This window comes from Streptomyces sp. NPDC058653, from assembly GCF_042716895.1.
Classification (GTDB): domain Bacteria; phylum Actinomycetota; class Actinomycetes; order Streptomycetales; family Streptomycetaceae; genus Streptomyces.
This window is the reverse complement of sequence record NZ_JBHXRM010000048.1, coordinates 16,396-42,119: the sequence shown is the minus strand read 5'-3', so window position 1 is coordinate 42,119 and position 25,724 is coordinate 16,396. Positions and strand designations below refer to the sequence as shown.

General features: G+C 72.8%; 23 protein-coding genes. 10 read left to right on the top strand and 13 right to left on the bottom strand.

Features of this window, described 5'->3' with window-relative positions:
- Positions 1 to 152: 152 nt before the first annotated feature.
- From ACFWU9_RS30725 to ACFWU9_RS30710, 4 genes are all read left to right on the top strand, one after another.
- Entirely contained in the window at positions 153 to 1,898 is a 1,746-nt protein-coding gene (locus tag ACFWU9_RS30725) for an FAD-dependent monooxygenase (RefSeq protein WP_384324229.1), read from the top strand.
- 72 nt (positions 1,899 to 1,970) lie between these two features.
- Positions 1,971 to 2,018, top strand: coding sequence for a hypothetical protein (locus tag ACFWU9_RS30720; protein ID WP_311314449.1), 48 nt, complete (start codon positions 1,971 to 1,973; stop codon positions 2,016 to 2,018).
- Between the two features lie 74 nt (positions 2,019 to 2,092).
- A complete protein-coding gene (locus ACFWU9_RS30715; protein ID WP_384324227.1) occupies positions 2,093 to 2,686 on the top strand; it encodes a cysteine dioxygenase in 594 nt (197 codons plus the stop codon).
- Between the two features lie 38 nt (positions 2,687 to 2,724).
- Positions 2,725 to 3,132, top strand: coding sequence for a rhodanese-like domain-containing protein (locus tag ACFWU9_RS30710; protein ID WP_384324267.1), 408 nt, complete (start codon positions 2,725 to 2,727; stop codon positions 3,130 to 3,132).
- An 87-nt stretch (positions 3,133 to 3,219) separates the two neighbouring features.
- On the opposite strand, the gene recX is transcribed toward ACFWU9_RS30710, so the two are convergent.
- Both recX and recA read right to left on the bottom strand, forming a co-directional pair.
- Complete coding sequence (gene recX / locus ACFWU9_RS30705; RefSeq protein WP_384324225.1) at positions 3,220 to 3,804, bottom strand: recombination regulator RecX; 585 nt, start codon at positions 3,802 to 3,804, stop codon at positions 3,220 to 3,222.
- A 9-nt stretch (positions 3,805 to 3,813) separates the two neighbouring features.
- Complete coding sequence (gene recA / locus ACFWU9_RS30700; protein WP_384324223.1) at positions 3,814 to 4,953, bottom strand: recombinase RecA; 1,140 nt, start codon at positions 4,951 to 4,953, stop codon at positions 3,814 to 3,816.
- A gap of 345 nt (positions 4,954 to 5,298) precedes the next feature.
- Here recA and ACFWU9_RS30695 point away from each other — a divergent pair, with 345 nt between their 5' ends.
- Positions 5,299 to 5,754, top strand: coding sequence for a hypothetical protein (locus tag ACFWU9_RS30695; RefSeq protein ID WP_384324221.1), 456 nt, complete (start codon positions 5,299 to 5,301; stop codon positions 5,752 to 5,754).
- A gap of 57 nt (positions 5,755 to 5,811) precedes the next feature.
- Here ACFWU9_RS30695 and ACFWU9_RS30690 read toward each other — a convergent pair whose 3' ends face one another.
- Both ACFWU9_RS30690 and ACFWU9_RS30685 read right to left on the bottom strand, forming a co-directional pair.
- Positions 5,812 to 8,406 (bottom strand): FtsX-like permease family protein, encoded by a 2,595-nt coding sequence (locus tag ACFWU9_RS30690; protein ID WP_384324219.1) that lies wholly within the window; start codon positions 8,404 to 8,406, stop codon positions 5,812 to 5,814.
- A complete protein-coding gene (locus tag ACFWU9_RS30685) occupies positions 8,400 to 9,125 on the bottom strand; it encodes an ABC transporter ATP-binding protein (RefSeq protein WP_384324265.1) in 726 nt (241 codons plus the stop codon). Before ACFWU9_RS30685 ends, ACFWU9_RS30690 begins: the two co-directional genes overlap by 7 nt.
- A gap of 294 nt (positions 9,126 to 9,419) precedes the next feature.
- Between ACFWU9_RS30685 and ACFWU9_RS30680 the strand changes: the two genes are divergently transcribed.
- Both ACFWU9_RS30680 and ACFWU9_RS30675 read left to right on the top strand, forming a co-directional pair.
- Complete coding sequence (locus ACFWU9_RS30680) at positions 9,420 to 10,787, top strand: sensor histidine kinase (RefSeq protein WP_384324217.1); 1,368 nt, start codon at positions 9,420 to 9,422, stop codon at positions 10,785 to 10,787.
- Positions 10,787 to 11,431, top strand: coding sequence for a response regulator (locus ACFWU9_RS30675; protein WP_384324215.1), 645 nt, complete (start codon positions 10,787 to 10,789; stop codon positions 11,429 to 11,431). The genes ACFWU9_RS30680 and ACFWU9_RS30675 overlap by 1 nt, the downstream gene beginning before the upstream one ends.
- 46 nt (positions 11,432 to 11,477) lie before the next feature.
- Here ACFWU9_RS30675 and ACFWU9_RS30670 read toward each other — a convergent pair whose 3' ends face one another.
- The 5 genes from ACFWU9_RS30670 to ACFWU9_RS30650 all read right to left on the bottom strand — a co-directional run bounded on the left by ACFWU9_RS30670 (position 11,478) and on the right by ACFWU9_RS30650 (position 15,328).
- Positions 11,478 to 12,734, bottom strand: coding sequence for an AI-2E family transporter (locus tag ACFWU9_RS30670; RefSeq protein ID WP_384324213.1), 1,257 nt, complete (start codon positions 12,732 to 12,734; stop codon positions 11,478 to 11,480).
- 25 nt (positions 12,735 to 12,759) lie between these two features.
- Positions 12,760 to 12,954 (bottom strand): DUF3046 domain-containing protein, encoded by a 195-nt coding sequence (locus tag ACFWU9_RS30665; protein WP_329380739.1) that lies wholly within the window; start codon positions 12,952 to 12,954, stop codon positions 12,760 to 12,762.
- A 136-nt stretch (positions 12,955 to 13,090) separates the two neighbouring features.
- Positions 13,091 to 13,402 (bottom strand): AzlD domain-containing protein, encoded by a 312-nt coding sequence (locus ACFWU9_RS30660; RefSeq protein ID WP_384324211.1) that lies wholly within the window; start codon positions 13,400 to 13,402, stop codon positions 13,091 to 13,093.
- Entirely contained in the window at positions 13,399 to 14,130 is a 732-nt protein-coding gene (locus tag ACFWU9_RS30655; RefSeq protein WP_384324263.1) for an AzlC family ABC transporter permease, read from the bottom strand. Before ACFWU9_RS30655 ends, ACFWU9_RS30660 begins: the two co-directional genes overlap by 4 nt.
- Positions 14,131 to 14,377: 247 nt before the next feature.
- The gene (locus tag ACFWU9_RS30650) at positions 14,378 to 15,328 is read right to left on the bottom strand and encodes a LysR family transcriptional regulator (RefSeq protein WP_384324209.1); all 951 of its coding nucleotides are present in this window, start codon (positions 15,326 to 15,328) and stop codon (positions 14,378 to 14,380) included.
- A gap of 334 nt (positions 15,329 to 15,662) precedes the next feature.
- Between ACFWU9_RS30650 and ACFWU9_RS30645 the strand changes: the two genes are divergently transcribed.
- Complete coding sequence (locus tag ACFWU9_RS30645; RefSeq protein ID WP_384324207.1) at positions 15,663 to 16,817, top strand: aldo/keto reductase; 1,155 nt, start codon at positions 15,663 to 15,665, stop codon at positions 16,815 to 16,817.
- Positions 16,818 to 16,843: 26 nt separating this feature from the next.
- Here ACFWU9_RS30645 and ACFWU9_RS30640 read toward each other — a convergent pair whose 3' ends face one another.
- Positions 16,844 to 17,674: an AraC family transcriptional regulator gene (locus ACFWU9_RS30640; RefSeq protein ID WP_384324205.1), complete on the bottom strand. Its 831-nt coding sequence runs from the start codon at positions 17,672 to 17,674 to the stop codon at positions 16,844 to 16,846.
- A gap of 202 nt (positions 17,675 to 17,876) precedes the next feature.
- Here ACFWU9_RS30640 and ACFWU9_RS30635 point away from each other — a divergent pair, with 202 nt between their 5' ends.
- Positions 17,877 to 22,577, top strand: a complete 4,701-nt coding sequence (locus tag ACFWU9_RS30635; RefSeq protein ID WP_384324203.1) for an ATP-dependent helicase — start codon at positions 17,877 to 17,879, stop codon at positions 22,575 to 22,577.
- Between the two features lie 138 nt (positions 22,578 to 22,715).
- Positions 22,716 to 23,468 (top strand): DNA-formamidopyrimidine glycosylase family protein, encoded by a 753-nt coding sequence (locus ACFWU9_RS30630; protein ID WP_384324201.1) that lies wholly within the window; start codon positions 22,716 to 22,718, stop codon positions 23,466 to 23,468.
- 599 nt (positions 23,469 to 24,067) lie between these two features.
- Here ACFWU9_RS30630 and ACFWU9_RS30625 read toward each other — a convergent pair.
- From ACFWU9_RS30625 to ACFWU9_RS30615, 3 genes are all read right to left on the bottom strand, one after another.
- Positions 24,068 to 24,538 carry a Dps family protein gene (locus tag ACFWU9_RS30625; RefSeq protein ID WP_384324199.1) on the bottom strand — a complete coding sequence of 157 codons (471 nt, stop codon included), beginning with the start codon at positions 24,536 to 24,538 and terminating at the stop codon, positions 24,068 to 24,070.
- 178 nt (positions 24,539 to 24,716) lie between these two features.
- Entirely contained in the window at positions 24,717 to 25,100 is a 384-nt protein-coding gene (locus ACFWU9_RS30620; RefSeq protein ID WP_189108968.1) for a helix-turn-helix domain-containing protein, read from the bottom strand.
- Between the two features lie 109 nt (positions 25,101 to 25,209).
- Positions 25,210 to 25,713, bottom strand: coding sequence for a CinA family protein (locus ACFWU9_RS30615; RefSeq protein WP_384324261.1), 504 nt, complete (start codon positions 25,711 to 25,713; stop codon positions 25,210 to 25,212).
- Between the last annotated feature and the right edge of the window lie 11 nt (positions 25,714 to 25,724).

Below are 25,724 nucleotides of genomic sequence, written 5' to 3'. Positions count from 1 at the left end.
GCCGATGGACTCGACGGAGGCAGCGGCGCGCGGCGTCGCTGCCTCCGTCACTTGACGCAAGCACCCGCAGTAGGTTGCATACGTTCTGTGATCGCTCTCCGGGTTCCAACCGCCAATCGCCACCTGACCGTACGGGCCGGAGGGGTCGCGCCGTGGACCCGGTGATCGTCGTAGGCGCGGGCCCCGTGGGGCTCGCGCTCTCCCTCTGTCTCGCCACCCAGGGGGTTCCCGTCGTCGTGCTGGACGAGGGGGCGGGGAAGGACGAGCCGCGCCCGGCCCGCACGGCGGTGCTGCGGCCCGACACCGCCGCTCTGATGGCGCGGCTGGGCTGCTCCACGCTCCGTGACGAAGGTGCCTGGTGGGTCGGTTGGCGCCAGCTGCGACGCAAGCAGCAGATGCGACAGCTGCCGCTCGGTGATGCTGAGGAGGCGGGTGGCGCGAGTGGGGCCGGTGGTACGGGTGCCGGTGGTCCCGGCGCCGGTCCCGGTCCGGGCGGCGTCGGTGCGGGGGGCTCCGCCGGGGCCTGCGCCGGCGACGGGGACCGTGCCGAGCCGGTGTTCCCCTCCCCGTTACATCTCCCCCAGCACGCCCTCACGCGCGGTCTCAGGGACGCCGTGGCGCGCCACGGCCTCGTACGGCTGGTGACGGACAGCCGGCTCGACTCGCTGGAGCAGGACGCGCGGGGCGTCACGGTGCACACCCGGGGCCCCGGGGCAACCTGGTGGCGGGGGAGCCATGTGGTGGGCTGCGACGGCGCCAGGTCGACCGTCCGCAAGCTTCTGGGGGTCCGTTTCCCGGGCCGTACGGCGGTGGAGCGGCACGCGGTCGCCGCGCTCCGCGTCGAACTGCCCTGGCCCGGCGAGGCCGTGCTGCACCGTCAGCCGCCGTGGCGGGGCGGCGGCCAGGAGGTGTCCGCCAGGCCGCTCGCCGACGGTGTGTGGCGGCTGGACTGGCTGCTGCCCGCCCGGGGCGATCTGGTCACGCCGGAGGCGCTGTTGGCGCGGGTACGGGACACCCTGGCCGGGTGGTGCGGCGAGACGCCGCAGTACGACCTGCTCGACACCGGCGTGTACACGCTGCACCACCGGCTCGCGCGGCGCTGGCGCGTCGAGCGGGCCTTCCTCGCCGGCGACGCCGCGCATCTGCTGGGCGCGCTCGGTACGCAGGGCCTCGACGAGGGGCTGCGGGACGCCGACAATCTCGGCTGGAAGCTGGCGCACGCGTGGCACCACGGGGCGTCGGAGACGCTGCTCGACAGCTACCAGGCGGAACGCCGGACGGCGGTCGCCGCCCGGCTGCGCGCGGCGGACCAGTCGCTGACGATACTTCGCGGCGGCGGAGGGCTGCGTACGTATCTGGGCAGCGCGCGCGGCCACGACGCCCTGCTCGCCGACGGGCATCTGGGGCACGGGCCGCTGGGCGCGCCCCCCGCGTACCCGCACTCCCCCCTCGCGCCTCCGTACACCGAGGCGCACACGACGGTCGACACCCGGACGGGGGCCCCGGTCGAGGACGTGCTCGTGACGGCCCCCGACGGGACGACGGTGCGGCTGCGGGACCGGCTCGGCAGGGGCAGCATGCTGGTGGTGCTGGTCGCGCCGGGGACGGGCGTGTGGGACCGGCGGCACTGGCTGACCGCGGGCGTGATGCCTCGGCTAGCCGAGGCGGTGGCGGCGCTGCCGGCACCGGCCGAGCTGCTGGTCACCGAGAGCTACCCGGGGGCGTCCGCGCACTCGGTGCTGCTCGTACGGCCCGACGGGCATCTGGTCGCGGCCTTCGGCGGAGTACGCCCCGACGAGCTGTACGCGGCGGCCGACGCCGCACGTGGGGGTGTGCCCGAGTCCTCTCCGGCGAAAGATCGCTCCGACCGCACGGGTCGGACCGCGAACATCAATTGACCGTCGTCCTGATCACATGGTGTACTCCGGAGCGTGACTGACACGGATGTACGCCTGTGGCGGAGGGTCCATATGGACCTGCTCCGCTACGCGGGCTGCGTGTGTCGTCCGTCCTGTTGAATTCGCCCCCCTCTCTCAGCGCTCGTCGTGTCGGTAATGACGGCGCGCCTCCGCGAACTTCCAGGACGGTCCTCATGTCTCCCTCTCTCGACACCCCCACGCCCGCCGCCCCGGCGTCAACTGCCGCCGGTTCTCCGGCTGTTGACTCCACCGCTCCGGCGCCCACCACGTCGGGCGCTCCCACGCAGGCCGAACTGCTCGCCTTCGTACGACGCACGGCGGCCGACGCCGAACTCGTCTCCACCCTCCCCCTCGACCCCGAGGGCCGCACCTGGATCCGTCTCGACGGCCCCGCCGGCAGCGAGGCGTGGATCATCAGCTGGCCGCCCGGCACGGGGACCGGCTGGCACGACCACGGCGGCTCGTACGGCGCCTTCGCCACGGCGGCGGGTGCGCTCCAGGAGGACTCGCTGGCCGCCCGGCTGCCGACCGAGGGCTGGAAGACGCTGGAGCTGGCCGAAGGGGTGGACCGGGCACGGAAGTTGGCGAAGGGCGACGCCAGGGCGTTCGGCAGCCACCATGTGCACGAGGTGCGCAACGAGTCGGACGCGGAGCACGCCGTCTCGGTGCACGCCTACTATCCGCCGCTGCCGCTGATGCGCCGCTACAGCCGCACGGGTGCGGTGCTCCGCCTTGAGCAGGTCGAGCGTCCCCAGGAGTGGCAGTGAGCGGGCCGGGCGAACAGTCGGCGGAGAGCGCGCCGCCGGTGCCCGAGGCGCCGGTGGGGCCGGTCGCGCCGGTGGGGATCGACGAACTGCTCGACCGGGTCCGCGAGGGACTTGACCGATTCGGGCCGCGGGAGGCCTTTGCCGCGGCCGAGAACGGCGCGCTGCTGGTCGACATCCGCTACGCGGAGCTGCGAGAACGCGACGGGCTGATCCCCGGTGCGCTCGTCGTGGAGCGCAACGAGCTGGAGTGGCGCCTCGACCCGCAGGGCAGCCACCGGGCGCCGGAGGCCACCAGCCACGATCTGCGGGTCGTGGTGATCTGCAACGAGGGCTACGCGTCGAGTCTCGCGGCTGTCTCGCTGCGCCAGTTGGGGTTGCACCGCGCGACGGACCTTGTCGGCGGCTTCCAGGCATGGAAGGCGGAAGGCCTGCCGGTCTCGCACTGAGCCGGCTCCCGAGCCCGGCCGCCCCCGCGCGGGCCGGGTTCCGTTCACCGTTCCTTCGGCTGCCCTGTGCTCCCGGCTCCCCGGGCCTCAGTAGACGCTCTCCTCGTCCAGTCCCTCCGTGTCCTCGCCCTCGGCCTCCAGTGCCTGCTTGACCACCCGCATGGCCATTCCCTGTGGATACCCCTTGCGCGCCAGCATGCCCGCCAGCCTGCGCACCCTCCGGTCCCGATCCATCCCCCGGGTGGAACGGAGCCTTCGGGCGACCAACTCCCGTGCGGTCGCCTCCTCCTGGTCGGAGTCGAGCTGCCCCACCGCCTCGTCGATCAGGTCCGGGTCCACCCCCTTCGTACGCAGTTCATTCGCCAGCGCGCGCCGGGCCAGGCCCCGGCCGTGGTGCCGGGACTCCACCCATGCCCCGGCGAACGCGGCGTCGTTGATCAGTCCCACGTCTTCGAAGCGGGAGAGGACCTCCGCCGCGACATCCGCGGGGATGTCGCGCTTCTCCAACGCGTCCGCCAGCTGCTTCCGGGTGCGGGGTGTCCCGGTGAGCAGGCGCAGACAGATCCCCCGCGCCCGCTCCGCCGGATCCTGGGGCGGCAGCTCCTTCTCGGCCCTCGACGAGTCGGGGCTGCCGCCCGGCTTCTCAGTTCGCCGCCTCTTCGCATAGGGCACGGCGCCGAACTAGCTCTTTACCGCCGCCGCCTTGGCCGACTTGGCCTTGGTGGCGGGAGCGGGCACCGTCTTGGCCGTGTCCGCCGCCGGGGCACCGGCGGCGGCAGGGCCACCGGCCGCGTCCGCTCCGGGCTCGGCCGCGGGGTCCTCGGGCTTCACGCCGACACCCAGCTTCGTCAAGATCTTCTTCTCGATCTCGTCGGCGAGATCGGGGTTGTCCTTGAGGAAGTTGCGGGCGTTCTCCTTGCCCTGGCCGAGCTGGTCGCCCTCGTACGTGTACCAGGCGCCGGCCTTGCGGACGAAGCCCTCCTCCACGCCCATGTCGATCAGACCGCCCTCGCGGCTGATCCCCTGGCCGTAGAGGATGTCGAACTCGGCCTGCTTGAAGGGCGGCGCGACCTTGTTCTTGACGACCTTGACGCGGGTGCGGTTGCCGACGGCGTCGGTGCCGTCCTTCAGCGTCTCGATTCGACGGATGTCGAGCCGCACCGAGGCGTAGAACTTGAGCGCCCGGCCACCGGTCGTGGTCTCCGGCGAACCGAACATCACGCCGATCTTCTCGCGGAGCTGGTTGATGAAGATGGCCGTGGTCTTGGACTGGTTGAGCGCACTGGTGATCTTCCGGAGCGCCTGGCTCATCAGCCGCGCCTGAAGACCCACGTGCGAGTCGCCCATCTCGCCCTCGATCTCCGCGCGCGGCACCAGGGCCGCGACGGAGTCGATGACGATGAGGTCGAGCGCCCCGGAGCGGACCAGCATGTCCACGATCTCCAGGGCCTGCTCACCGTTGTCCGGCTGGGAGAGCAGCAGGCTGTCGATGTCGACGCCGAGCTTCTTCGCGTACTCCGGGTCGAGGGCGTGCTCGGCGTCCACGAAGGCCACCGTGCCACCCGCCCGCTGGGCGTTCGCCACCGCGTGCAGCGTCAGCGTCGTCTTGCCGGACGACTCCGGCCCGTACACCTCCACCACGCGGCCACGCGGGATGCCGCCGACTCCGAGCGCGACGTCGAGTGCGGTCGACCCGGTGGGGATGACCTCGATGGGCTCGTTCGGCCGCTCGCCGAGGCGCATCACCGCGCCCTTGCCGAATTGCCGTTCAATTTGGGCGAGAGCGGCGTCCAGCGCCTTCTCGCGGTCGGATCCTGCCATGGGTTCCACCCGATTTGCTTGTGTCGATCGCTTCACATCGAAGACGCTATCCCCTGCCACTGACAATGGGCCTCGACGTCCTCCCGGCCTGTGGAAAACTCCCGGCTCCCGGAACACCGACCAACCGGCCTCACCCCCATAAGAACGTCTGTTCGATTTTGGTGTCAAGCGTCTCCCGTGGGCGTGTCGGGGAGCGGTTGGGGCGGTCCTGTGACCCCGGAGGCCTCGGCTGTTCGACCGGGGGTCGCGCGGGGTTCTCCCCGCTGCCGGAAGGTGCGGGCAGGGGGCGGCCGGCACGGTTCGGAGGGCCGACGATCCCGGGATCCGGGTTGGAGGGGGGAATCAGTGGATGTCACCTTCGGGCGGCTGGGCCGGGTGTTCCTGCTGGCCGGTGGCGCCGCCTCGGTCCTCGCGCTGATCAGTCTCGCCGTGCTCGGCGGCGTGGCGAGAGCGTCGGTGGCGGGGAGCCTCGGGGTCGTCGGCGTCGTCGGACTGATACAGGGCCTGGTCTGGACCCTGGTGCAGCACCGAATGTTCGGCAGCGTCACCGCCCTGCGGCAGGTGGCCGCGACGGGAGTGCCGACAACGGCCGTGATCGTCGCCGTCAGGAGCACGTCGAGCGCGATCGGCGCGGAGCCGATCGTCCGGCTCGACCTGGTGATCCACGGCCAACCGGTCACCCGGCACGTGCGCGTGCCGTTCAACCACGCCGCCGAGGTCCGGCCGGGCAGGACCCTTCCGGTGCGGATCGATCCCGCCGACACGCGCGCGATGTTCGTCGAGTGGGAGCGCCTCCCCTGACGAACACCCGCTGCTCGCAGGCCGGTTCGACCATGAGTTCGGGGCGTCCCCACGCGGCTACTCACGCGTCCCCGCGACCTCGACCGGCCTCGTGCGCAGCGCGGCGAGTGCCGGTACGACGGCGGCCACCACCGCCAGTACGGCGCTCGCCGCCACCATCGCTCCCAGACTCGCCCACGGCACGACCAGGGACGACGGGACGGAGAGCAGCGCGAGGGCGCCTCGCAGCCCGAGGAGGTTCAGGCCGGCCACGGCGGCGCCGAGGAGCGAGCCCACGGCCACGACCACCAGGGCCTCTACGGCGACCAGGCGGAGCACCTGTGGTGCGGTCGCGCCGGCCAGCCGGAGCACCGCCAGGTCGCCGACCCGGTCGGACGTCGCCATGACAAGGGTGTTCGCCAACGCGATCGCCGTGTAGAGCAGGGCGATCCCGAGAATCAGCAGCATGCCCAGCCGGGTGTTCCCGCCGGTGCGGGGGTGGCTCCGCTCCAGCCAGGCGTCCTTCGTCAGGACGGTCGTTCCGGTCGCGCGCCCCGCTTCGCGCAGTGCGGCGTCGGCGGCAACGGCGTCGCCGCCGTCCGCGCCGTCCACGCCGCCCCGCAGTGCGATGTCGACGCGGTCGACCGGGGCGCCGGGGGCGTTGCGCGGGGTCACGTACACACCGTTGTCGCCGGTGCCGGTCCGCAGGACCGCAACGATCCGCAGGGTCGCCTCGCGGCCGTCGCCCAGCCAGACCCTCACCCGCTGCCCGACGGTCCGCTCCAGCCACTCCTCGTTGACGACGATGCCCCCGTCGTCGAGATCGGCGACCCGGCCGGACGCCACCGGGAGCCGGGACACCGCGGCGAGACCGGCCGGGTCCACGGCCCTGGCCGCCGATGTCACGAGGGCGACGTCCTCTTCGAGCACGGTCACGGCGGTGGAACGGGACGCGCTCACGGCCGCGCCGGGGATGCTCCGCGCCCGGGTCACGAACGCCGCGGGCAACGCGCCCTCTCCATCCGGCGCCGTCACCACGTAGTCGGCGCGCGTCTGCGCCGCCGCCTCGGCCGCCTTGGCCTCGTTGATCGTCGCCGTCGTACCCAGGAGAGAGGCGGCGAGCGCGACGGTGATCAGTACCGGAGCGGCGACGGCCGCCGTACGGCGCACCCCGGTGGCCGCGTTCTCCCGCGCCAGCAGTCCCGTGGCGCCCGGCAGCCGGGCCGGCAGCCAGGTGACGAACCTGACCAACGGCGGCACGAGCACGGGCGCGTACAGGGCGAAGCCGACGATCAGCAGCATCGGCCGCGTGATGTAGGTCTTCCTCTTGAGGGCCTCGCCGGGGTCGGTGGCCAGTGACCAGACGAGCAGTCCCAGGCCGGCCAACAGGACGAGCGCTCCGAGGAGCCGGCGGCTCGGGGGCATCGCCCGGCTGTCCACCGCGGCCTCGCGCAGCGCCTCTGTGGGCTTGATCCGTCCCGCTCGCCAGGAGGACGTCAGGACGCCGGCCGTCGCCACGCACAGACCCGTCCAGAAGGCGGTGTGCAGGGGCCAGGTCTGGTCGCCGATGCCGAACCAGGAGGGCGCGACGCCGTTGTCGACGAGCCACGCGGCGAGCGGCGGCGCCCCGAGGTCGCCGAGCAGGCAGCCCGCCACCGACGCGGGTACGGCGACGAGGACCGCCTCAAGGAAGACCGTCCGGCGTATCTGCCGGGGTGTGGCGCCCGCCGTACGGAGCAGACCGAACTCGCGTCTGCGTTGGGCCACCGCGAAGGCGAAGGTCGACGCGACGACGAAGACGGAGACGAAGCAGGTGATGCCCGCCGCCGTACCCAGCAGCGCGTTGACCGCCATGAGTGCCTCGCTGTCACGGTCGGGGTCGGGATCGGCCCTGCGCCGCTCGTCGCCGGTCAGGACCTCGAACCCGGGCCGGTCGGCGGACTCCGCGCCTGCTGCGGCCCGTACGACTCCGCGTACCGCCGTCGAGTCCGCGCGCACCACCAACGCGTCGATACGGGGCGAGAGTTGGGCGGCTTCGGCTTCGGTGAAGAACACGGCATTCTCGAAGTCCGTCGCGCCCACGGTGCCGACCACGGTGCGGCTGCCGACCCCGTCCGGGGTCACGACCCGCACCCGCTCGCCGACCTCCACGCCGCCGGGGCGGGCCCCCGCACGGGGCGCCACCGCGACGACGATCTCGTCGGACGCCGCGGGCGGGCGGCCGCCGGTAAGGCGGTACGGCGTGGCCGCCGCGACCGACCATGGATGCCCGACCGCGCCGACCGCGTCACCCGCCCCGTGATCCGCCCCGCGGCCCGCCCCGCCGGTGCCGCCTCTCAAGGAGGCGTCGGCGAACGACACCGGGAACGTCCGGTCCTCCACCGTGGGGCCGAGCCGCGCGAGTTCGCCGGCCAGCTCCTCCGGTACCGCCCGGGGATCGGTGAGTCGCTCCGTATCCTCCCCGTTCGGGGTGGCGACCCTCAGAGTGTCGGATGGCCTGACGACCACCGGGGCCGCCGCGAAGCGCTCCGGTCCCCGGTGCGGGGCCTCGAACGTGGCGGCCAGGGCGAGCCCCGTGGCCGCGATGAGCCCGACGCCCAGGGCGAGAGCGACGAACGAGCCGGTGAAGGTGACCCAACGGGCCCGCATCCCCTGAAATGTGAACCTCAGCACGGGGCCACCGCCAGGGCGGTCATCCGCTCCGCGACCCGGTCCGCGGTCGGGGAGTCCAGCGCGCCCCGTACGCGGCCGTCCGCCAGGAACAGCACCCGGTCCGCGTACGACGCCGCCATCGGGTCGTGCGTCACCATGATCACTGTCTGGCCCCCGTCGACCATGCCGCGCAGCAACGTCAGCACCTCCCCGCCCGTCCGGGAGTCCAGCGCACCCGTCGGCTCGTCCCCGAACAGGACGTCGGGGCGGGTGACGAGCGCCCTGGCGAGCGCCACGCGCTGCTGCTGCCCGCCGGACAGCTCGCTCGGCCGGTGCCCCGCGCGATCACGCAGCCCCACCCGCTCCAGCACATCGAGAACCGCGCCCCGTTTCGGCCTCCGGCCCGCCAGACGCAGTGGAAGGGCGACATTCTGTTCGGCGGTGAGCGAGGGCAGCAGGTTGAACGCCTGGAAGACGAAGCCGATCCGTTCGCGCCGCAGCAGGGTCAGCCTGTTCTCACTGAGCGAGGTGAGGTCGCGGTCCCCGAGCAGCACCGTCCCGCTGGTCGGCCGGTCAAGTCCGGCGGTGCACTGGAGCAGCGTGGACTTGCCGGAGCCGGAGGGCCCCATGACGGCGGTGAAGGTGCCCTTGGGTATGTCGAGGGTGACCCGGTCGAGCGCGGTCACCGCCGCCGCGCCCTTCCCGTAGGAGCGGCTGACGGAGACGAGCCGTACCGCCATGTCCCGTGCGGCGATGCGGTCCCCGCCGCCGTCGTCGTGCGCCGCGAGGTCCGTCCTGCCGCGCACGTCCTGCGCATCCTGCGTGCCGTTGACCGCGTTCTTGTCGCTCGTGTCTTTCATGGCGATCACTCAAGCCGCGCCCGACGCGGCGCACATCACAGCGGGACGCCATGCCCGTGGTGGAGCTGTCTCCACCCCCTGCCTGGTGGAACGGCTGGGGTGGGGGTGCGTACGGGGCGAAAGGTGGAGGTAGCTGGGTGGTCGCCCCGTACGGAGCCCGCCTACCGTGCGTCCATGCACTCCCCCAGCCTCTGGCAGGCGCTCCGGGCGCCCCGTTATCTCCTCGGCGGATGGCCGTGGCGCTCCGCGGCGTACCTGCTGAGCGGCGTGCTCGTCGGTTTCGCGACCCTGGTCTCGCTGCTCCTGCTGGCGCTCACGGGCGGCGCGCTGGCGGTGGTCCTGATCGGTCTTCCGCTGCTGCTGATGTTCGCCCTCGCGGGCATCCCCCTGGCCGCGCTGGAGCGCCGCCGACTGCGGCTGATCGACCCCGTCGTACTGACCGATCCGCACCGTGAGCCCGACCGCACCGGCCTCGCCGCGTGGGTCCGGCTCCGGCTCCAAGAGCCGACTACGTGGCGGGAGTTGGGCTACGCGCTGCTGTGCGCGTTCGTGCTGTGGCCGGTGGAGGCGCTGGTCGTCGGCACGGTGCTCGTCGGCTGCGGCGGCCTGCTGGCCACGCCCGTCGTCATGGCCACATTCGGAGGTGGCGAGGAAGTCCGCGTACTGAAGATCTGGCTGGCCGACTCGTATCCGCAGGCGTTCGCGGCGGCGCTGGTGGGCGCGCTTCTGCTGCCGGTCCTCGCCTATCCGTTGGGGGTGGTGGCCGCCGGGCGCGCGGCGCTGGCCGGACAGTTGCTCTCCTCCCGTGCGGCGGCCGTCGATTCCCGCATCCAGGAGCTGGGCCGTTCCCGGATGCGGCTGGTGGACGCCTTCGAGGCGGAACGCCGGCGGATCGAGCGCGACCTCCACGACGGGGCGCAGCAGCGCCTGGTGGCCCTGTCGATGACGCTCGGCCTCGCGAGGCTGGAGAACCCCGGTGAGCCGCTGGGCGGCCTCCTGACCAGAGCACACGACGAGGCAGACACCGCGCTGGTCGAGATCAGGGAGCTGATCCGCGGCATCCACCCCCAGGTGCTCACCGACCGGGGGCTGAAGGACGCCGTGGAGGACATCGCCGACCGGTCGACGGTGCCGGTCGATGTACGTTTCGAGCTGCCGGGGCGGCTTCCGGAACCGGTCGAGACGGCGGCGTACTTCGCGGTCTCCGAGGCCCTCGCCAACGTCGCCAAGCACAGCGGGGCCGACCGCGCCGAGGTGCGGGGCGAGATCGCCGGCGGCGAGCTGGTCGTGGAGGTGACGGACGACGGGGCCGGCGGCGCGGACTTCTCCGGCGGCACCGGCCTCCAGGGGGTCGCGGACCGGATCTCGGTGCTCGACGGCGATCTGCTGGTCGCCAGCCCCGCCGGCGGGCCCACGGTGTTCCGTCTACGGATCCCCTGCCGCCCCGCCGCTTCACGCGCCCACGGAGCCGCGCCGACCGGACCGTCCGCCCACGCCGCCACCCCCGTCACCGCGACCGCTCCCACCCGAACGAGGACCTGATGTCGCGCATCGTGCTGGCCGAGGACAGCGTGCTCCTGCGGGACGGACTCAAGGGTCTGCTCGAACGCTTCGGGCACGAGGTCGTGGCCGAGGCCGGCACCGCCGAGGAGCTGACCGCCGCGGTGACGGAGCACCGGCCCGACATCGTGGTGACGGACGTGCGCATGCCGCCGGGGTTCTCCGACGAAGGCCTGCGGGCCGCGCTGGAGTTGCGGGAGCGGCAGCCGCAACTGCCCATCCTGGTGCTGAGCCAGTACGTTCAGCGCGCCTACGCCGAGGAACTCCTCGACTCCTCCGACGGCACCAGTGTCGGCTATCTGCTCAAGGAACGGATCGGCCACGTCGAGGAGTTCGTCGACGCCGTCCGCCGCGTCGCCGACGGAGCCACGGTGGTGGACCCCGAGGTCGTACGGCAACTGCTGAGGCACCGGCGCGACCCTCTGTCGAGGCTGACGCCGCGCGAACAGGAAGTACTGGCGCTGATGGCGGAGGGCAGGTCCAACGCCGCCGTCGGCGCGGCGTTGCACGTCAGCGAGGGGACGGTGAGCAAGCACTTCGGCAGCATCCTCACCAAGCTCGACCTCTCACTGACGGACGCGACGAACCGCCGCGTCCTGGCCGTGCTCGCCTATCTGCGCGGCTGAGCCCCGCCGAGGAAGCCCCGTCACGGACTCAGATCCTCAAGCGGGGTCAGGCGTCGCCGTCCGCGCGGGGCGGCGGCACACGCAGGCGGCCACGGCGCAGCACGCCGCGCCGCCATGCCCCGCGCATCCTCGCCAGCGCGCGCCCGCTGCCGCGTCGCCGGTGACCGTGCACGCGCGGGTCGTCCGTCACGTCGTAACGCTTCACGTACGCCCCCAGGAAGGCCTGGAGCGTCGCGACCGCGGGGATGGCGATCAGGGCGCCGACGGCGCCGAGCAGCGCCGTACCGGCGACGACCGAGCCGAAGGCGACGGCGGGGTGGATGTCGACGGTTCTGGCGGTGAGTTTGGGCTGGAGGACGTAGTTCTCGAACTGCTGGTAGATCACGACGAATCCGAGCACCCACAGCGCGTACCAGGGGGCCACGGTGAAGGCGAGCAGCATCGGCAGGGCGCCCGCCAGATACGTGCCGATGGTCGGCAGGAACTGCGAGACGAGGCCCACCCACACGGCCAGTACCGGCGCGTAGGGGATGCCGAGGATCTCCAGCAGGATGTAGTGCGCGACGCCGGAGATGAGGGCCATCAGACCGCGCGAGTAGATGTAGCCGCCGGTCTTGTCGACCGCGATCTCCCAGGCGCGCAGCACCTCGGCCTGCTTGGCCGGGGGGAGGAGGGAGCAGACGGTGCGGCGCAGCCGGGGGCCGTCGGCGGCGAAGTAGAACGAGAACAGGAAGATCGTAAGAAGCCGGAAGAGGCCGCCGAGCACGGTGGTGGAGATGTCGAGCACACCGCTCGCACTGCTCTGGACATATCTCTGGAGCCAGTCGGAGTGGAGCAGGCTGTCCTGGACGGCCACCCGTGACAGCTCGGTGTGGAAGCTCCGGTTGATCCAGTTGATGAGGGAGTCGAGGGACCTGGGGAAGTCCTCGACCATCTCGATGATCTGCCCCGCGAGCATCGAACCGAGCAGGACGACGAAGCCGACGCTCGCGACCACCACGGCGAAGAAGACCAGGAAGGTGGCGAGTCCACGCCGTACACCGTGGGATGCCATCCGGCTGACGGCCGGCTCGATGGCCAGGGCCAGGAAGAAGGCGATCAGGATGTTGGTCAGCAGCGAGAGGAGCTGGTGAAAGGCCCAACTGCCGAGCTGGAAGCACGCGACGAGTGTCAGCGCGAGCACCATGGCACGAGGCAGCCAGCGGGGCATACGGGCCGCCCCTCCGATGTCCGCCGCAGTGGGAGGGGGCGGCGGAGGAGGGGACGGCTGGGGGTCCGGGGCTGTTTCGTCGGTCAGCGGCACTGGGCAAGTGTCGCGTACGCGCACCTCACCGTTTGTCGGCGGGCACTCCCATGGCGGTACAGACCGCCCTCCAGACGTCCTTGGCCTCCCAGCCGGCGTCGAGTGCCTCGTGCACCGTACGGCCGCCCAGCTCCGCCATCACATGGTCGCGGGCGAAGGAGTCCGCGTACGCGGGGCCGAAGTGGTCCGCCATCCGTTCCCAGAAAATCGTCAACCGCATGACTCCAGTATCCCGCTCCCGGGAGTGCGGCCGAGGCCGTCCGCCTCTCGCCCGCGCGGAGCGCCTCATGTGGCCGACCGCGCGGATACTCGAACGGCGACGGTTCGCCCGTCACCGGACGGGCCGCAGCCCGGGGTCAGCCGCCGAGGGCGCGTACGCCCGCGGTCACCGCGACCGCCGCGGCGATGACGACCAGGAACGGGGCGCGCAGCACCAGCGCGAGCCCCGCCGCCCCGAGCCCCGCCACCCTGGCGTCGACGACCAGCGCCCCGTCGGGGCCGCCGAAGGCCTGCTGCGCCGTGAGAGCCGCCAGCAGCGCCACGGGAAGCAGCGCGGAGAGCCGGTGGACGAGGGGGCGTTCCAGCACGCCCGCCGGTACGAGCAGCCCGAGCAGCTTGACGAGATAGCAGCCGACCGCGGTCAGCCCTATGGCGATCCAGATACTCAACGGTCCGTCTCCTTCCGAGCCCGGTCGGTGGCCCCCCGGCCTTCGAACCAGAGCACCGCCGGGGCGGCGAGCGCCGCGACGAGCACCGGCACTCCGGCCGGGAGCAGCGGCAGGAAGCCGAGTCCGAGGACCACGGCGACGGCGGCGACGGCGCGCTCCGTCGTCGTCCGCAGCATGGGGGCGAGCAGGGCGAGGAAGACGGCTGGGCCGGCGGCGTCCAGCCCCCAGGCGTCGGTGTCGCCGATGGCCTCGGCCCCGAGCGCCCCGAGCAGTGTGGTGAGGTTCCACAGCACGTAGAGGGTGAGTCCCGTGACGGTGAAGCCCAGCCGCGCGGCACGGCGCGTGGGCTGCGCGAGCGCGACGGCCGCCGTCTCGTCGATGACCCATTGCGCGGCGAAGGGCCGTACGAATCGCGGCAGAGCCAGCAGTTGGGACAGGCGCAGACCGTAGAAGGTGTTGCGTACGCCGAGGAAGAAGGCACCGGCGGCGGCGGTGAAGGGGTTGCCGCCCGCCGCGAGCGCGCCGACGAGCGCGAACTGCGAGGCGCCGGTGAAGACCAGCAGACTGAGCGCGCAGCTCTGTAGGAGGGTGAGTCCGGCCCCGGCGGAGGTCACGCCGAAGGCGAAGCCGGAGAGCCCGACAGCGACACCCACCCCGAGCGCGTCGCGGACGACGGCCGAGTCCGGCTTGGTCTCGCCCCTCGGCCCGCCCCCCGACCCGTCACTCAGCCCGTCCCCCGGCTCGTCCCTCAGGGCGTCACCGGACCCCGCTCCAGGCACGGCTGGGGGCACCGTAGGGACGAACGCGGCGCCCGTGCCCCCGGCGCCACCCACGCCGCCACCGCTCGCCCCCAGGCTTGATCCGGCGGCCGCCCGCAGGGGGTCGGCCCCCGCTGCCACCGCTCTCTGTTCCGCCACGTCGTCCGCTACGTCGTCGGCCACGTCACCCGCCACTTCTTCTGCCACGTCGCGGACGCTACGGGGCGGGCTCGGGCCCCGTCTTGTACGTTCTTGCGCGCCCCGTCACGCGTCCGGGCAGCCACCCTTCCTGCCGGGCGAGCCGACGCGCCGTGTGTACGAGCGCGCCGACGGCCTCCGGGGCGTCGCGCGGCCAGGCCAACTGGAGTTCGATGACCGGCAGTTCGTCGAGCAGCGGCACAGCGACCATGCTCGGGGGCAGATGCTCACGCAGCGGGCTCGGCAGGATCATGAAGTCCCGCCCGCTGAGGGCCGACCCCAGGGTGCGCAGCCCCGGCAGCCGGTTCTCCCAGACGTCGAAGGTCTCCCCCGACGCGCCCAGGGCGGCCAGGACGCCGTCGTAGTAGCGCGGCGCGACGGCGCGGGGGAAGAACCGGAGCGTCTCGCCCCGTAACTCCCGGAGGGCCACCGCGGGGCGATCGGCGAGCGGATGCCCCACGTCGAGCACGGCGGTCAGCGGATCGCGCCGGATCGTGGCGGTGCGGTGACCGGACGGTATCTGCACCAGTCGCCCGAGGAGCACATCGATCTCGCGGTCGCGCAGGGCCCCGGTGAGCTCGGTGTCCCAGGCTTCCCGGGCGTCGACGTCGATGCCCGGATGGTGCTCGCGCATCGCGGCGAAGAGTTTGGGCATCTCCTCGAACGCCGTGGTGACGGTGTAGCCGACCCTTACGGTGCCCTTGCCCGCCCCGCCGATCAGCCGGACCCGCTCGACGGCCTGCTCCGTCTCCCGCAGGATCCGCCGGCACGACTCGACGAACACCAGGCCCGCCTCGGTGGGCCGGGTCGGCCGCCGGTGGAAGAGCTGAACCCCCAACTCCCTTTCGAGGGAGCCGATCTGACGGCTCAGCGGCGGCTGCGTCATGTGGAGCGCCTCGGCCGCGCCCTCGAAACCCCCCGCGTCGGCGATCGCGATCACGTACCGCATGAGCCGCAGGTCGACGGACATACCCGGAGGGTATCCGAGCATTCCCAACGGGTCAGCGCAGTCCGTCGACATCCCCGAGGCCCGGCTGTCAGGGTGTGATCAAGGGCTCCGGACCGGTCTCGGACCGGCTACGGCTCACTCGCCCCCGCAGCCTCACCACCCCCATGGACAGACGTACGCGTCGGTGCCGCACGCGCCGAGGCGCCCTCGGACGACCCATCGGCCCACCCCGAACGACGCGCCCGAGACAGCGCATCCGAAACGACGCCCGAAACAGAGCGGAAAGACCGCGAAAGACCACATCCGTAAGGAAGCGCGGCCGAAGAGGCGCGCACCGAGCAGGACGGAGTTCTCCATGGACCACCAGCACGCACAGGGCTCACCGGCACCGAGCCGCCGCACCGTCGTCGCGGGCGCGGCGGGAGCCCTGGCCGGCGCGGCCGGCCTCCTCTCGGCGACGGGGCCGTCGGCCACCGCCGCCGCCCACGGGCGCGGCGAGGGCGCCGGTACGTCCCCGGGCGCGGCCTCCGGCGCGTCGCCCGGCGCCGCCCCCACCGACCTCATTCTCAAGACGGTGCCCCGCACGGGTGAGCGGCTGCCGGCGATCGGGCTGGGCTCCTTCATGACGTTCGACGCCCCGACGCCGCACACGCCCCGCGCGGTGCGCGAGGTCGTCCGCACCCATTGGGAGGGCGGTGGCCGGGTCTTCGACTGCTCGCCCCTGTACGGCATGGCGGAGTCGACCCTCGGGGGCGCCACGGAGTCACTCGGCATCGGCGAGCGGATGTTCATCACGGACAAGGTGTGGACGACCGGCGAGTACCTGTGGGAGACCGGGCAGGCCGAGTCCCTCCTCAAGCGCTCGCAGAAGCGTCTGCGGCGCGACCGGCCGATCGACGTCCTCCAGTGCCACAGCCTGGTGAACATCGACGTGGCGCTGCCCCTTCTGCACGCCCTGAAGAAGGAGGGCAAGATCCGCCACCTGGGCATCTCGCACCACGACCCCGCCCACTACGACCTCATGACCGGCTGGGTGGAGCGCGGCGACCTGGACTTCGTACAGGTCCACTACTCGATCCACACCAGGGCCGCCGAGAACACCGTCCTGCGGGCCGCCGCCGAACGCGGCGTGGCGGTCCTGGTGAACATGCCTCTGGAGAAGGCGCGGCTGCACCACGCCGTCGAGGGGCACCGACTGCCCTCGTTCGCCGCGGAGTTCGGGATCGAGACCTGGTCCGCCTTCTTCCTGAAGTGGGTCATCTCGCACCCCGCCGTCACGGTCGCGCTCCCCGCCACGTCCAACCCCGAGCATGTCCTGGAGAACCACGCGGCCATGCGCGGACCGTTGCCCGACCCGGACACGCGTGAGCGGATGGTGCGCCACATGGAGACGATCCCCGACTTCGGACGCATCGCCACGACGCCCTGGTACCCGGGCAGGAACTACCCGGGCGTCATCAGCACAGCCCAGAAGAAGCTGCGCGACCGCAGCCCCTGGTGGCCCTCGTAACATCCCCGCGCCGCCCCCCTTCGTACTCAGGTGCCGCCCGACACCCGCTCCCTGCGGTACGCGCCGGGCGGCACCCCCACGATCCGGGTGAAATGCCGGTTCAGGTGCGGCTGGTCGGTGAATCCGACGAGACCGGCCACCTCGGCGGGGGTCGTCCCGGCGTCCAGCAGATGGCGGGCCCGGCGCACCCGCGCGTCGGTGAGCCAGGCGTGCGGAGGCATCCCGTACGTGTCCCGGAAGGCCCGCAGCAGCGCGAAGGGGCTGGTGCCCAGTTCGGCCGCGAGCCGCTCCAGCGACGGCGGGTCGGCGAGCCGCGCCTCCAGCACGGCACGCGCGCGTGCCGCCGTCCTGGCGCCCGCGCCCCGCACCGTACGTAGCGGCAGCGCGCCCCCGTTCACCCGCAAGAGGCGGGTGACGGCGACCCGCAGCAGCGTGTCTGCCGCGAGGGCGTTGCCCTCCTCGGTGGCGCGCAGGACCTGGTGGACGAGGCGGACGGCGTACGGGTCGTCGACGACGGGCGCGACGAAGCCGGGGGTGCCGCTGATCCGCGTCGTCTCGGCGGCGATCTCCGCGACGAGGTCGGGCGGCGGGTAGACGGCCCCGTAGCGCCAGCCTTCGGGGCCCTGCGCGTGGCCGGTGTGCGGGGTGTCGGGGTTGACCAGCGCGAGGGAGCCGGGGCCCGCGTACTGGTCGCCGCCGCCGTGGTGGAACACCTCCACGCCGTCGGTGATCGCGGCGATCACGAACGTCTCGTGGGTGTGCCTGACGAAGGTCTTGCTGATGTATCGGGCCCGCAGGAGGTCGACACCGGGCAGCTCCGGGTAGCGCCAGTGCCGTGCCTGCTCCCCAGCCGCCATACGCCCAGTCTGCACCGGCCGCGCGGAACCCCACCTCCCGTTTTCCTCCCGGGCCCGGGCCCCCACCGGCCACCGCCCCGTGCCCGGCAACCCGCCCGGCAACCCACCCGGCCCCCGCCCGGGGCCCCGCTCTCCCGCCACATGGACCCGTCCGTTTCCGCAGGTCCGGGCGATTGTCAGTGGCTGGGTGCACGATGGGGGAATGTCCGGCAGCGCACTCGACTCGTTCTCCCCCGCGACCCGCAACTGGTTCTCCGGGGCCTTCTCCGCGCCCACCGCCGCGCAGGAGGGCGCCTGGGGCGCCATCGCCGAGGGCTCGGACGTGCTGGTCGTGGCCCCGACCGGCTCCGGCAAGACCCTGGCCGCCTTCCTCGCCGCCCTCGACCGACTTGCCTCGGTGCCGCCGCCGGCCGAGGCCCGGAAGCGCTGCCGGGTGCTGTACGTGTCCCCGCTGAAGGCCCTGGCGGTGGACGTGGAGCGCAATCTGCGCAGCCCGCTCACGGGCATCCGGCAGGAGTCCGTACGCCTCGGAGAGCCCGAGCCGGAGATCCGGGTCGGCATCCGTTCCGGCGACACCCCGGCCGCCGAGCGGCGCTCGATGTCGACCAAGCCGCCGGACATCCTGATCACCACCCCCGAGTCCCTCTTCCTGATGCTCACCTCCTCGGCGCGCGACGCGCTGGCCGGGATCGAGACGGTGATCCTGGACGAGGTGCACGCCGTCGCGGGGACGAAGCGCGGCGCGCACCTCGCCGTCTCCCTGGAACGGCTCGACGAGCTCCTGCCGCGCCCGGCCCGCCGTATCGGGCTCTCGGCCACGGTGCGCCCGGTGGACGAGGTCGCCCGCTATCTCTCCCCCCAGCGCAGGGTCGAGATCGTGCAGCCTCCCTCCGGGAAGGAGTTCGATCTCTCCGTGGTCGTCCCTGTCGAGGATCTGGGCGAGCTGGGAGGCTCCCCCGCAGCCGACACCGGGAGTGAGGGAGGCGACGGCGACAAGCCCTCGATCTGGCCCCATGTCGAGGAGCGGATCGCCGATCTCGTCCAGGCGCACCGTTCGACGATCGTCTTCGCCAACTCCCGCCGTCTCGCCGAGCGCCTGTGCAACAGGCTCAACGAGATCGCGTACGAACGGGCCACGGGCGAGGCCATGCCCGAGGCCCACTCCCCCGCCGAGATCATGGCCGAGTCGGGCGCCGCCAAGGGCGCCCCGCCCCTCCTGGCCCGCGCGCACCACGGTTCGGTCTCCAAAGAGCAGCGCGCCCGGGTCGAGGAGGACCTCAAGGCGGGCCGTCTGCCCGCCGTCGTGGCCACGTCCAGCCTGGAGCTGGGCATCGACATGGGCGCGGTGGACCTCGTCATCCAGGTCGAGTCGCCGCCGTCCGTGGCCTCCGGTCTCCAGCGCGTGGGCCGGGCCGGCCACCAGGTGGGCGCCGTCTCCACAGGTGTCGTCTTCCCTAAGTACCGGGGCGATCTGGTGCAGGCCGCCGTCGTCACCGAACGGATGCGCTCGGGATCCATCGAGGCCCTGCGGGTCCCCGCCAACCCGCTGGACGTCCTGGCCCAGCAGCTCGTCGCGACGGTCGCGCTCGACACCTGGCAGGCGGACGACCTGCTCGCCCTGGTCCGCCGAGCGGCGCCGTTCGCCTCGCTGCCCGAGTCCGCGTTCACCGCCGTTCTCGACATGCTCGCGGGCCGCTATCCGTCCGACGCGTTCGCCGAGCTGCGCCCGCGTGTGGTGTGGGACCGCGTGACGGGCACGGTCACGGGCCGCCCCGGCGCCCAGCGCCTCGCCGTCACCTCGGGCGGCACGATCCCCGACCGCGGCCTCTTCGGTGTGTTCCTCGCCGGGTCCTCCGGAGCCGGCTCAGGCGCGTCCGAGGACGGCAGGAGCCGCAGGGGCGGCGGCCGGGTGGGCGAGCTGGACGAGGAGATGGTGTACGAGTCGCGGGTCGGCGACGTCTTCACGCTCGGCACGACCTCGTGGCGTATCGAGGACATCACCCGCGACCAGGTGCTCGTCTCCCCGGCCCCCGGGGTGCCCGGCCGGCTCCCCTTCTGGAAGGGCGACCAGCTGGGCCGTCCGCTCGAACTGGGCCGCGCGGTGGGCGCGTTCCTGCGCGAGGTGAGCGCGCTGTCCCCGGAGGACGGCCGGCTGCGGTTGGTCGCCGCAGGGCTCGACGCCTGGGCGGCGAACAACGTCCTGGCGTATCTGGACGAGCAGCGCCGCGCCTGCGGCCATGTCCCGGACGACCGGACGATCCTGGTGGAGAGGTTCCGGGACGAGATGGGCGACTGGCGGGTCGTCATCCACTCCCCGTTCGGTGCCCAGGTGCACGCGCCGTGGGCACTGGCCCTCGGCGCCCGGCTGTCCGAGCGGTACGGCATGGACGCCCAGGTCATGCACGCCGACGACGGCATAGTGCTCCGGCTGCCCGACGCCGACCTGATGAGCCTGGACCTCCTCGACCAGGACCCGATGTCGCCCGACACGACGTACGACAACGAGCAGGCACCGGTCGGCGCCGGTGACGTCGCCTTCGACAAGGGCGACATCGGGCAGATCGTCACCGACCAGGTCGGCGGCTCCGCGCTGTTCGCCGCCCGCTTCCGTGAATGCGCGGCGCGCGCCCTGCTGCTGCCCCGCCGCAGCCCGGGCAAGCGCACACCCCTCTGGCAGCAGCGCCAGCGGGCCTCCCAACTGCTCCAGGTGGCGAGCGAGTTCGGCTCCTTCCCCATCGTCCTGGAAGCCGTCAGGGAGTGCCTCCAGGACGTCTTCGACGTGCCAGGACTCACGGAGCTGATGGGCGACATCGAATCCCGCCGGGTCCGGCTGGTCGAGGTCACGACGGCCGAGCCGTCCCCGTTCGCCCGCTCACTCCTCTTCGGGTATGTCGCGCAGTTCCTCTACGAGGGCGACTCCCCGCTCGCGGAGCGGCGCGCCGCCGCCCTCTCCCTCGACTCCCGGCTGCTGGCCGAGCTGCTCGGCCAGGCGGAGCTGCGCGAGCTGCTGGACGCCGACGTCCTGGCGGAGCTGGAGCGCGAGCTCCAGTGGCTCACCGACGACCGCCGTATCAAGGACGTGGAGGGCGTCGCCGATCTGTTGCGGGTCCTCGGACCGCTCACCGACGCGGAGTTGGCGGAGCGCGGGTCCGAGCCGCGGTGGCCCGCCGACCTCGCCGGCTCACGCCGCGCCATCCGGGTCCGGATCGGCGGCGCCGAGTACTGGGCGGCGATCGAGGACGCGGGCCGACTGCGCGACGCGCTCGGCACCGCCCTGCCCGTCGGGGTCCCCGAGGCGTTCACCGAGCCGGTCAAGGACCCGCTCGGTGATCTCCTGGCGCGTTACGGGCGCACCCACGGCCCCTTCACCTCCTCCGCCGCGGCCGAGCGCTTCGGGCTCGGCCCCGCCGTCACCGAAGGCGCGCTGCAACGTCTCGCGGCGAGCGGCCGTGTCGTCCAGGGCGAGTTCCATCCGTCCGGGATCGGCCAGGAGTGGTGCGACGCCACGGTCCTGCGGCGGTTGCGCCGCAGGTCGCTCGCGGCCCTGCGCCACGAGCTGGAGCCGGTGCCGCCCGCCGCGCTCGCCACGTTCCTGCCGCAGTGGCAGCATCTGGGCAGCCACAGCCTGCGCGGCATCGACGGACTGGCCCGCGCGATCGAGCAGTTGCAGGGCGCGCCCATCCCCGCGTCCGCACTGGAGAAGCTGGCGCTCCCCTCCCGGGTCTCGGGGTACGCCCCCACGCTCCTGGACGAACTGACCACCACCGGTGAGGTCCTCTGGGCCGGTGCCGGCGCCCTCCCCGGCAAGGACGGCTGGATCTCCCTCTATCTGGCCGACTCCGCACCGCTGCTGCTCCCGCCCCCGCGTCCGTTGGAGCTGACGGCGCTGCACGAATCGGTACTCACCACCCTCTCCGGCGGGTACGGCCTGTTCTTCCGTCAGATCGCCGACCAGGTCCGGGCCACCACCCACCCCGACGCCACCGATCCCCAACTGGCCGACGCCGTCTGGGACCTGGCGTGGTCGGGGCGGCTGACCAACGACACCCTGGCGCCGCTGCGCTCCCTCCTCGGCTCGGGGCGTACGGCGGGCTCCACGGCCCACCGCGCCAAACGGACCGTCCCACGCGGGCGTTACGGCACCCTCACCGCCGCCGCCCGGCCCGCCACCCGTACGGGGCCACCGACCGTGAGCGGACGCTGGTCCCTGCTCCCGGCCCCCGACCCGGACGCCACCCGCCGGGCCCACGCCCTGGCCCGTACCTTGCTCGACCGGCACGGAGTGGTGACCCGTGGCGCCGTCGCCTCCGAGGGAATCGAGGGCGGCTTCTCGGCCGTCTACCGAGTGCTGTCGGCCTTCGAGGACAGCGGGCAGGCCCGCCGCGGCTATGTCGTCGAGGGCCTGGGCGCGGCCCAGTTCGCCATGGACGGCGCGGTGGACCGCCTCCGCGCGGCCTCCACCGCCCGTGACCGCGCCGCGTCCGATCCCTCGCCGCGCGCCGTGGTCCTGGCGGCGGCGGACCCCGCCAACGCCTACGGAGCGGCGCTCCCCTGGCCGGACCCGCCGACGGGCGCCGGCCACAAACCGGGCCGCAAGGCGGGCTCCCTGGTCGTCCTCGTCGACGGCGCGCTGACCCTGTACATGGAACGAGGCGGCAAGACCCTTCTCGCCTGGCCGGGCGATCCGGCCACCCAGCCCGACCCGGGACATCCGGACGTCGCCGACGACCCCCAGCTGCGTTCGGCGGCGGAGGCCCTGGCGGCAGCCGCCCGCGCGGGCGCGCTCGGTACGGTCACGGTGGAACGGGCCAACGGAGAGCAGGCGCTGAGCTCACCCGTGGGCCGGGTCCTGGAGTCGGCGGGCTTCCACGCCACCCCGAGGGGACTGCGCCTGCGGGCCTGAGCCGCCGCCGGACGCCCGGCCGCACGACCGGTGCCACGGGCGCCTCCACGCGGAGACCCGCGCCCCGTCCCCGTACATCTCCGCACGCCACACCCCCTGCGCCGCCCGTCACGGGGCCCTCTCGCGCATGATGGAGACATGCCCGAAGGTGACACCGTCCTGCAGACCGCCCGGCGCCTGCACACCGCCCTTGCCGGGCGGCCCCTGACCCGGTCCGACCTCCGCGTCCCCCGGTTCGCGACCTCCGACCTCACCGGCCGGACGGTCCTTGACGTCACCCCGCGCGGCAAGCACCTCCTGACCCGCATCGAGGGTGGTCTCACCCTCCACTCGCATCTGCGGATGGACGGGGCCTGGCGGGTGTACGGCGCCGACGAACGCTGGCGCGGCGGCCCCGGCCACCAGATCCGGGCGATCCTCGGCAACGACCGGCGCACCGCCGTCGGCTACCGGCTCCCCGTACTCGAACTCATCCGCACCGCCGACGAGGCCGATATCGTGGGCCACCTCGGCCCGGACATCCTCGGGCCCGACTGGGACCCCGACACCGCCCTGCGCAATCTGCTGGCCGACCCGGCGCGCACCGTCGGGGACGCGCTGCTCGACCAGCGCAATCTCGCGGGCGTCGGCAACGTCTTCCGGTGCGAGATCTGTTTCCTCACCCGCACCACCTCCTGGCTGCCCATCGGGGACCTGCCGGCCCCCGAACGGCTGGTGACGGCCGCGAAGAAGCTCCTGGAGGCCAACCGGGAGCGCTCGCGCCGTCATCTGTACGTATACGGCCGCGGCGGCCTCCCCTGCCGCCGCTGCGGCACTCCCATCAGCAAGACGACCGAGGACGAACGCCCCGTCTACTGGTGTCCCCGCTGCCAGCTCGGCCCCGTCCCCTGAGAACCGTCCGGCCTCTCCGGCCCGTCCCGGCGACCGGGACAACCCCACCCGTCCGGATAGCCCCACCCGTCGTACCCGTCCCGGCCGCCCCCCTCGTCCCACCGGTCAGAGTCGTCCCACTGGTCATGACCGCCCCACCCTCCCCGGCCGCCCCACCCCTCAGAGCCGTCCGAGTGAACCGCTACCGACCCGTGCCCCCCAGCCGGCCGGTGGCCCCCCACCGGCCGGTCCCCCTCCACGCCCACGGCACCGCCCTTCCCGGCGCGACCCGGCGTACGAGCCGCCGCGTGCACCGGCAGCAGGCTCAGCCCCCAGCCGCCCGCCGCCACCGCCCCCTCGATGACCCCCGCGTGCTCGGGCACGAGAGCGAGCCGCAGTACGGCCCACCACCAGAGCCCGCCCAGAGCGAGTGCCGGCAGAAGGATCCGTCGCCGTGCCATGGCCGCCTCCTCAGACCGACGCTAGACCGGCCCGCGTATCCGGCAAAAGGGCGCATCGGAGGCATGCGAGGCGCACGGCCGGGCTCCCCGAGTGCCACGACGGAGCCCGGCAAGGAGGCACACCACCCGATGGACCCGCACGTGGCTCACCGGCGCCCCCTACGCGCTCTCCGCCTGGAACATCCACGAATGCTTCTCGAGCTCGGCCGTCAGCCCGATCAGGATGTCCTGGGTGATCGGGTCGGGTTCGTCGGTCGCGATGATCCGCTCCCGCATCCGGACGATCACCACCCCGAGGGCGTCCACCAGCGTCCGTACGGCGTCGGTGTCCTTGATCCAGCCGTCCGGGACGTTGCCGATCGCGCTCTGCGTCGCCACCGTCGCCGCGCGGCCGTCCGGCGTCACGCCGAGGGCCGAAGCCCTCTCGGCCACCGTGTCCGAGTGCTTCCGCGCGGTGGAGACGACCTCGTCGAGCTGGAGGTGCACGGACCGGAAGCGCGGCCCCACGATGTTCCAGTGCACCTGCTTGGCCACCAGCGAGAGATCGAGCAGATCGACGAGCGCGCCCTGCAGCGCCTCGCCGACCAGCTTCAGATCCGCCTCGGGCAGTGAACTCTTGACGACAGCCATGGCGGTTCTCCAGTTCCGGGTCACACGCATGTCAGCGTTCCCATTCACACGTACGCCCACCATGACACAAGACCCCAAAAGGGTCATTTCGGAGAAAACCACCAGCCTGCACCAAGCAGAAGCCCCGGGCCGGTCCTAAGGACCGCCCGGGGCTCAGGCCTCGGTCACGCCGTACAGATCAAGCGGCGACGACATCCACCGCTTCCGTTGGCGCCTTGATGGTCACCCGCTCCGTCGGCACACCTGCCACCGACGTCACGGAGACGGAATTGAGCATCGGACGTACCGCTGCGGGCACCGGCTCGCTCGCCGCTGCGGACGCAGCCAGCTCGGCCAGCGACAGTTCGTCGCTCACTTCGCGCATGAGCTCGGACATCCGTACGTCAAGCGCGTCGCAGATAGCGGAGAGCAGCTCGGAAGAAGCCTCCTTCTGCCCCCGCTCCACCTCGGAGAGATAGCCGAGCGAGACTCGGGCGGACGAGGAGACTTCGCGCAGAGTACGGCCCTGGCGTTGGCGCTGCCGACGCAGCACGTCACCAAGCAGGCGACGGAGCAGGATCATCGGTGGCTCCCTCCTCGGACCGCGTAGCCGCATCCTTCTCGCCCCACCGTACCGCCTCGCGCTGCGGCCGTGCGGGGAGCGATGTCGTGTTCACTCAGGGCTGCAAACATCAAGTCCCCCCGTTCCGTTCCGTATCCTGTGTCCGCCCGTTCCCGGTCAGTTCGCCGGAGAGCAGTTCCAGCACGCTCCGTACACTCTCTCTACGGATTTCCTCCCGGTCACCGTTCAACCGCAGCGCCGCCACTTTCTCGGCGCCGTGCGGCCCGCTCACCGCCACGTAGACGGTGCCCACGGGCTGCCCGTCCTGCTGGTCCGGACCCGCGACCCCCGTGGTCGCGAGGCCCCAGTCGGCGGCCAGCAGACCCCGTACGCCGACAGCCATCTGCCGTGCGACCTCCGGATCCACCGCCCCGCGCTCGGCCAGAAGTGTTCCGTCCACACCGAGGACGTCCCGCTTGACGTCCGTCGCGTAGGCCGTCACGGCCCCGCGGAGCGCTCGGGAGGCGCCGGGGACGGACGTGAGCTCCCCGGCCACCAGACCGCCGGTCAGGGACTCGGCGACGGCCAGGGTCGCACCGTCCCGCACCAGCAGGTCCAGCACCCGGGCCGCCACACCTCTTAAGA

Coding starts and splice junctions, on each gene's coding strand:
- ACFWU9_RS30715 (WP_384324227.1), top strand. CDS start 2,093: ATGTCTCCCTCTCTCGACACCCCCACGCCCGCCGCCCCGGCGTCAACT.
- ACFWU9_RS30640 (WP_384324205.1), bottom strand. CDS start 17,674: ATGGCGGCTGGGGAGCAGGCACGGCACTGGCGCTACCCGGAGCTGCCC.
- ACFWU9_RS30625 (WP_384324199.1), bottom strand. CDS start 24,538: ATGGCTGTCGTCAAGAGTTCACTGCCCGAGGCGGATCTGAAGCTGGTC.
- recA (WP_384324223.1), bottom strand. CDS start 4,953: ATGGCAGGATCCGACCGCGAGAAGGCGCTGGACGCCGCTCTCGCCCAA.
- ACFWU9_RS30645 (WP_384324207.1), top strand. CDS start 15,663: ATGGACCACCAGCACGCACAGGGCTCACCGGCACCGAGCCGCCGCACC.
- ACFWU9_RS30630 (WP_384324201.1), top strand. CDS start 22,716: ATGCCCGAAGGTGACACCGTCCTGCAGACCGCCCGGCGCCTGCACACC.
- ACFWU9_RS30620 (WP_189108968.1), bottom strand. CDS start 25,100: ATGATCCTGCTCCGTCGCCTGCTTGGTGACGTGCTGCGTCGGCAGCGC.
- ACFWU9_RS30650 (WP_384324209.1), bottom strand. CDS start 15,328: ATGTCCGTCGACCTGCGGCTCATGCGGTACGTGATCGCGATCGCCGAC.
- ACFWU9_RS30635 (WP_384324203.1), top strand. CDS start 17,877: ATGTCCGGCAGCGCACTCGACTCGTTCTCCCCCGCGACCCGCAACTGG.
- ACFWU9_RS30680 (WP_384324217.1), top strand. CDS start 9,420: ATGCACTCCCCCAGCCTCTGGCAGGCGCTCCGGGCGCCCCGTTATCTC.
- ACFWU9_RS30675 (WP_384324215.1), top strand. CDS start 10,787: ATGTCGCGCATCGTGCTGGCCGAGGACAGCGTGCTCCTGCGGGACGGA.
- ACFWU9_RS30685 (WP_384324265.1), bottom strand. CDS start 9,125: ATGGCGGTACGGCTCGTCTCCGTCAGCCGCTCCTACGGGAAGGGCGCG.
- ACFWU9_RS30665 (WP_329380739.1), bottom strand. CDS start 12,954: ATGCGGTTGACGATTTTCTGGGAACGGATGGCGGACCACTTCGGCCCC.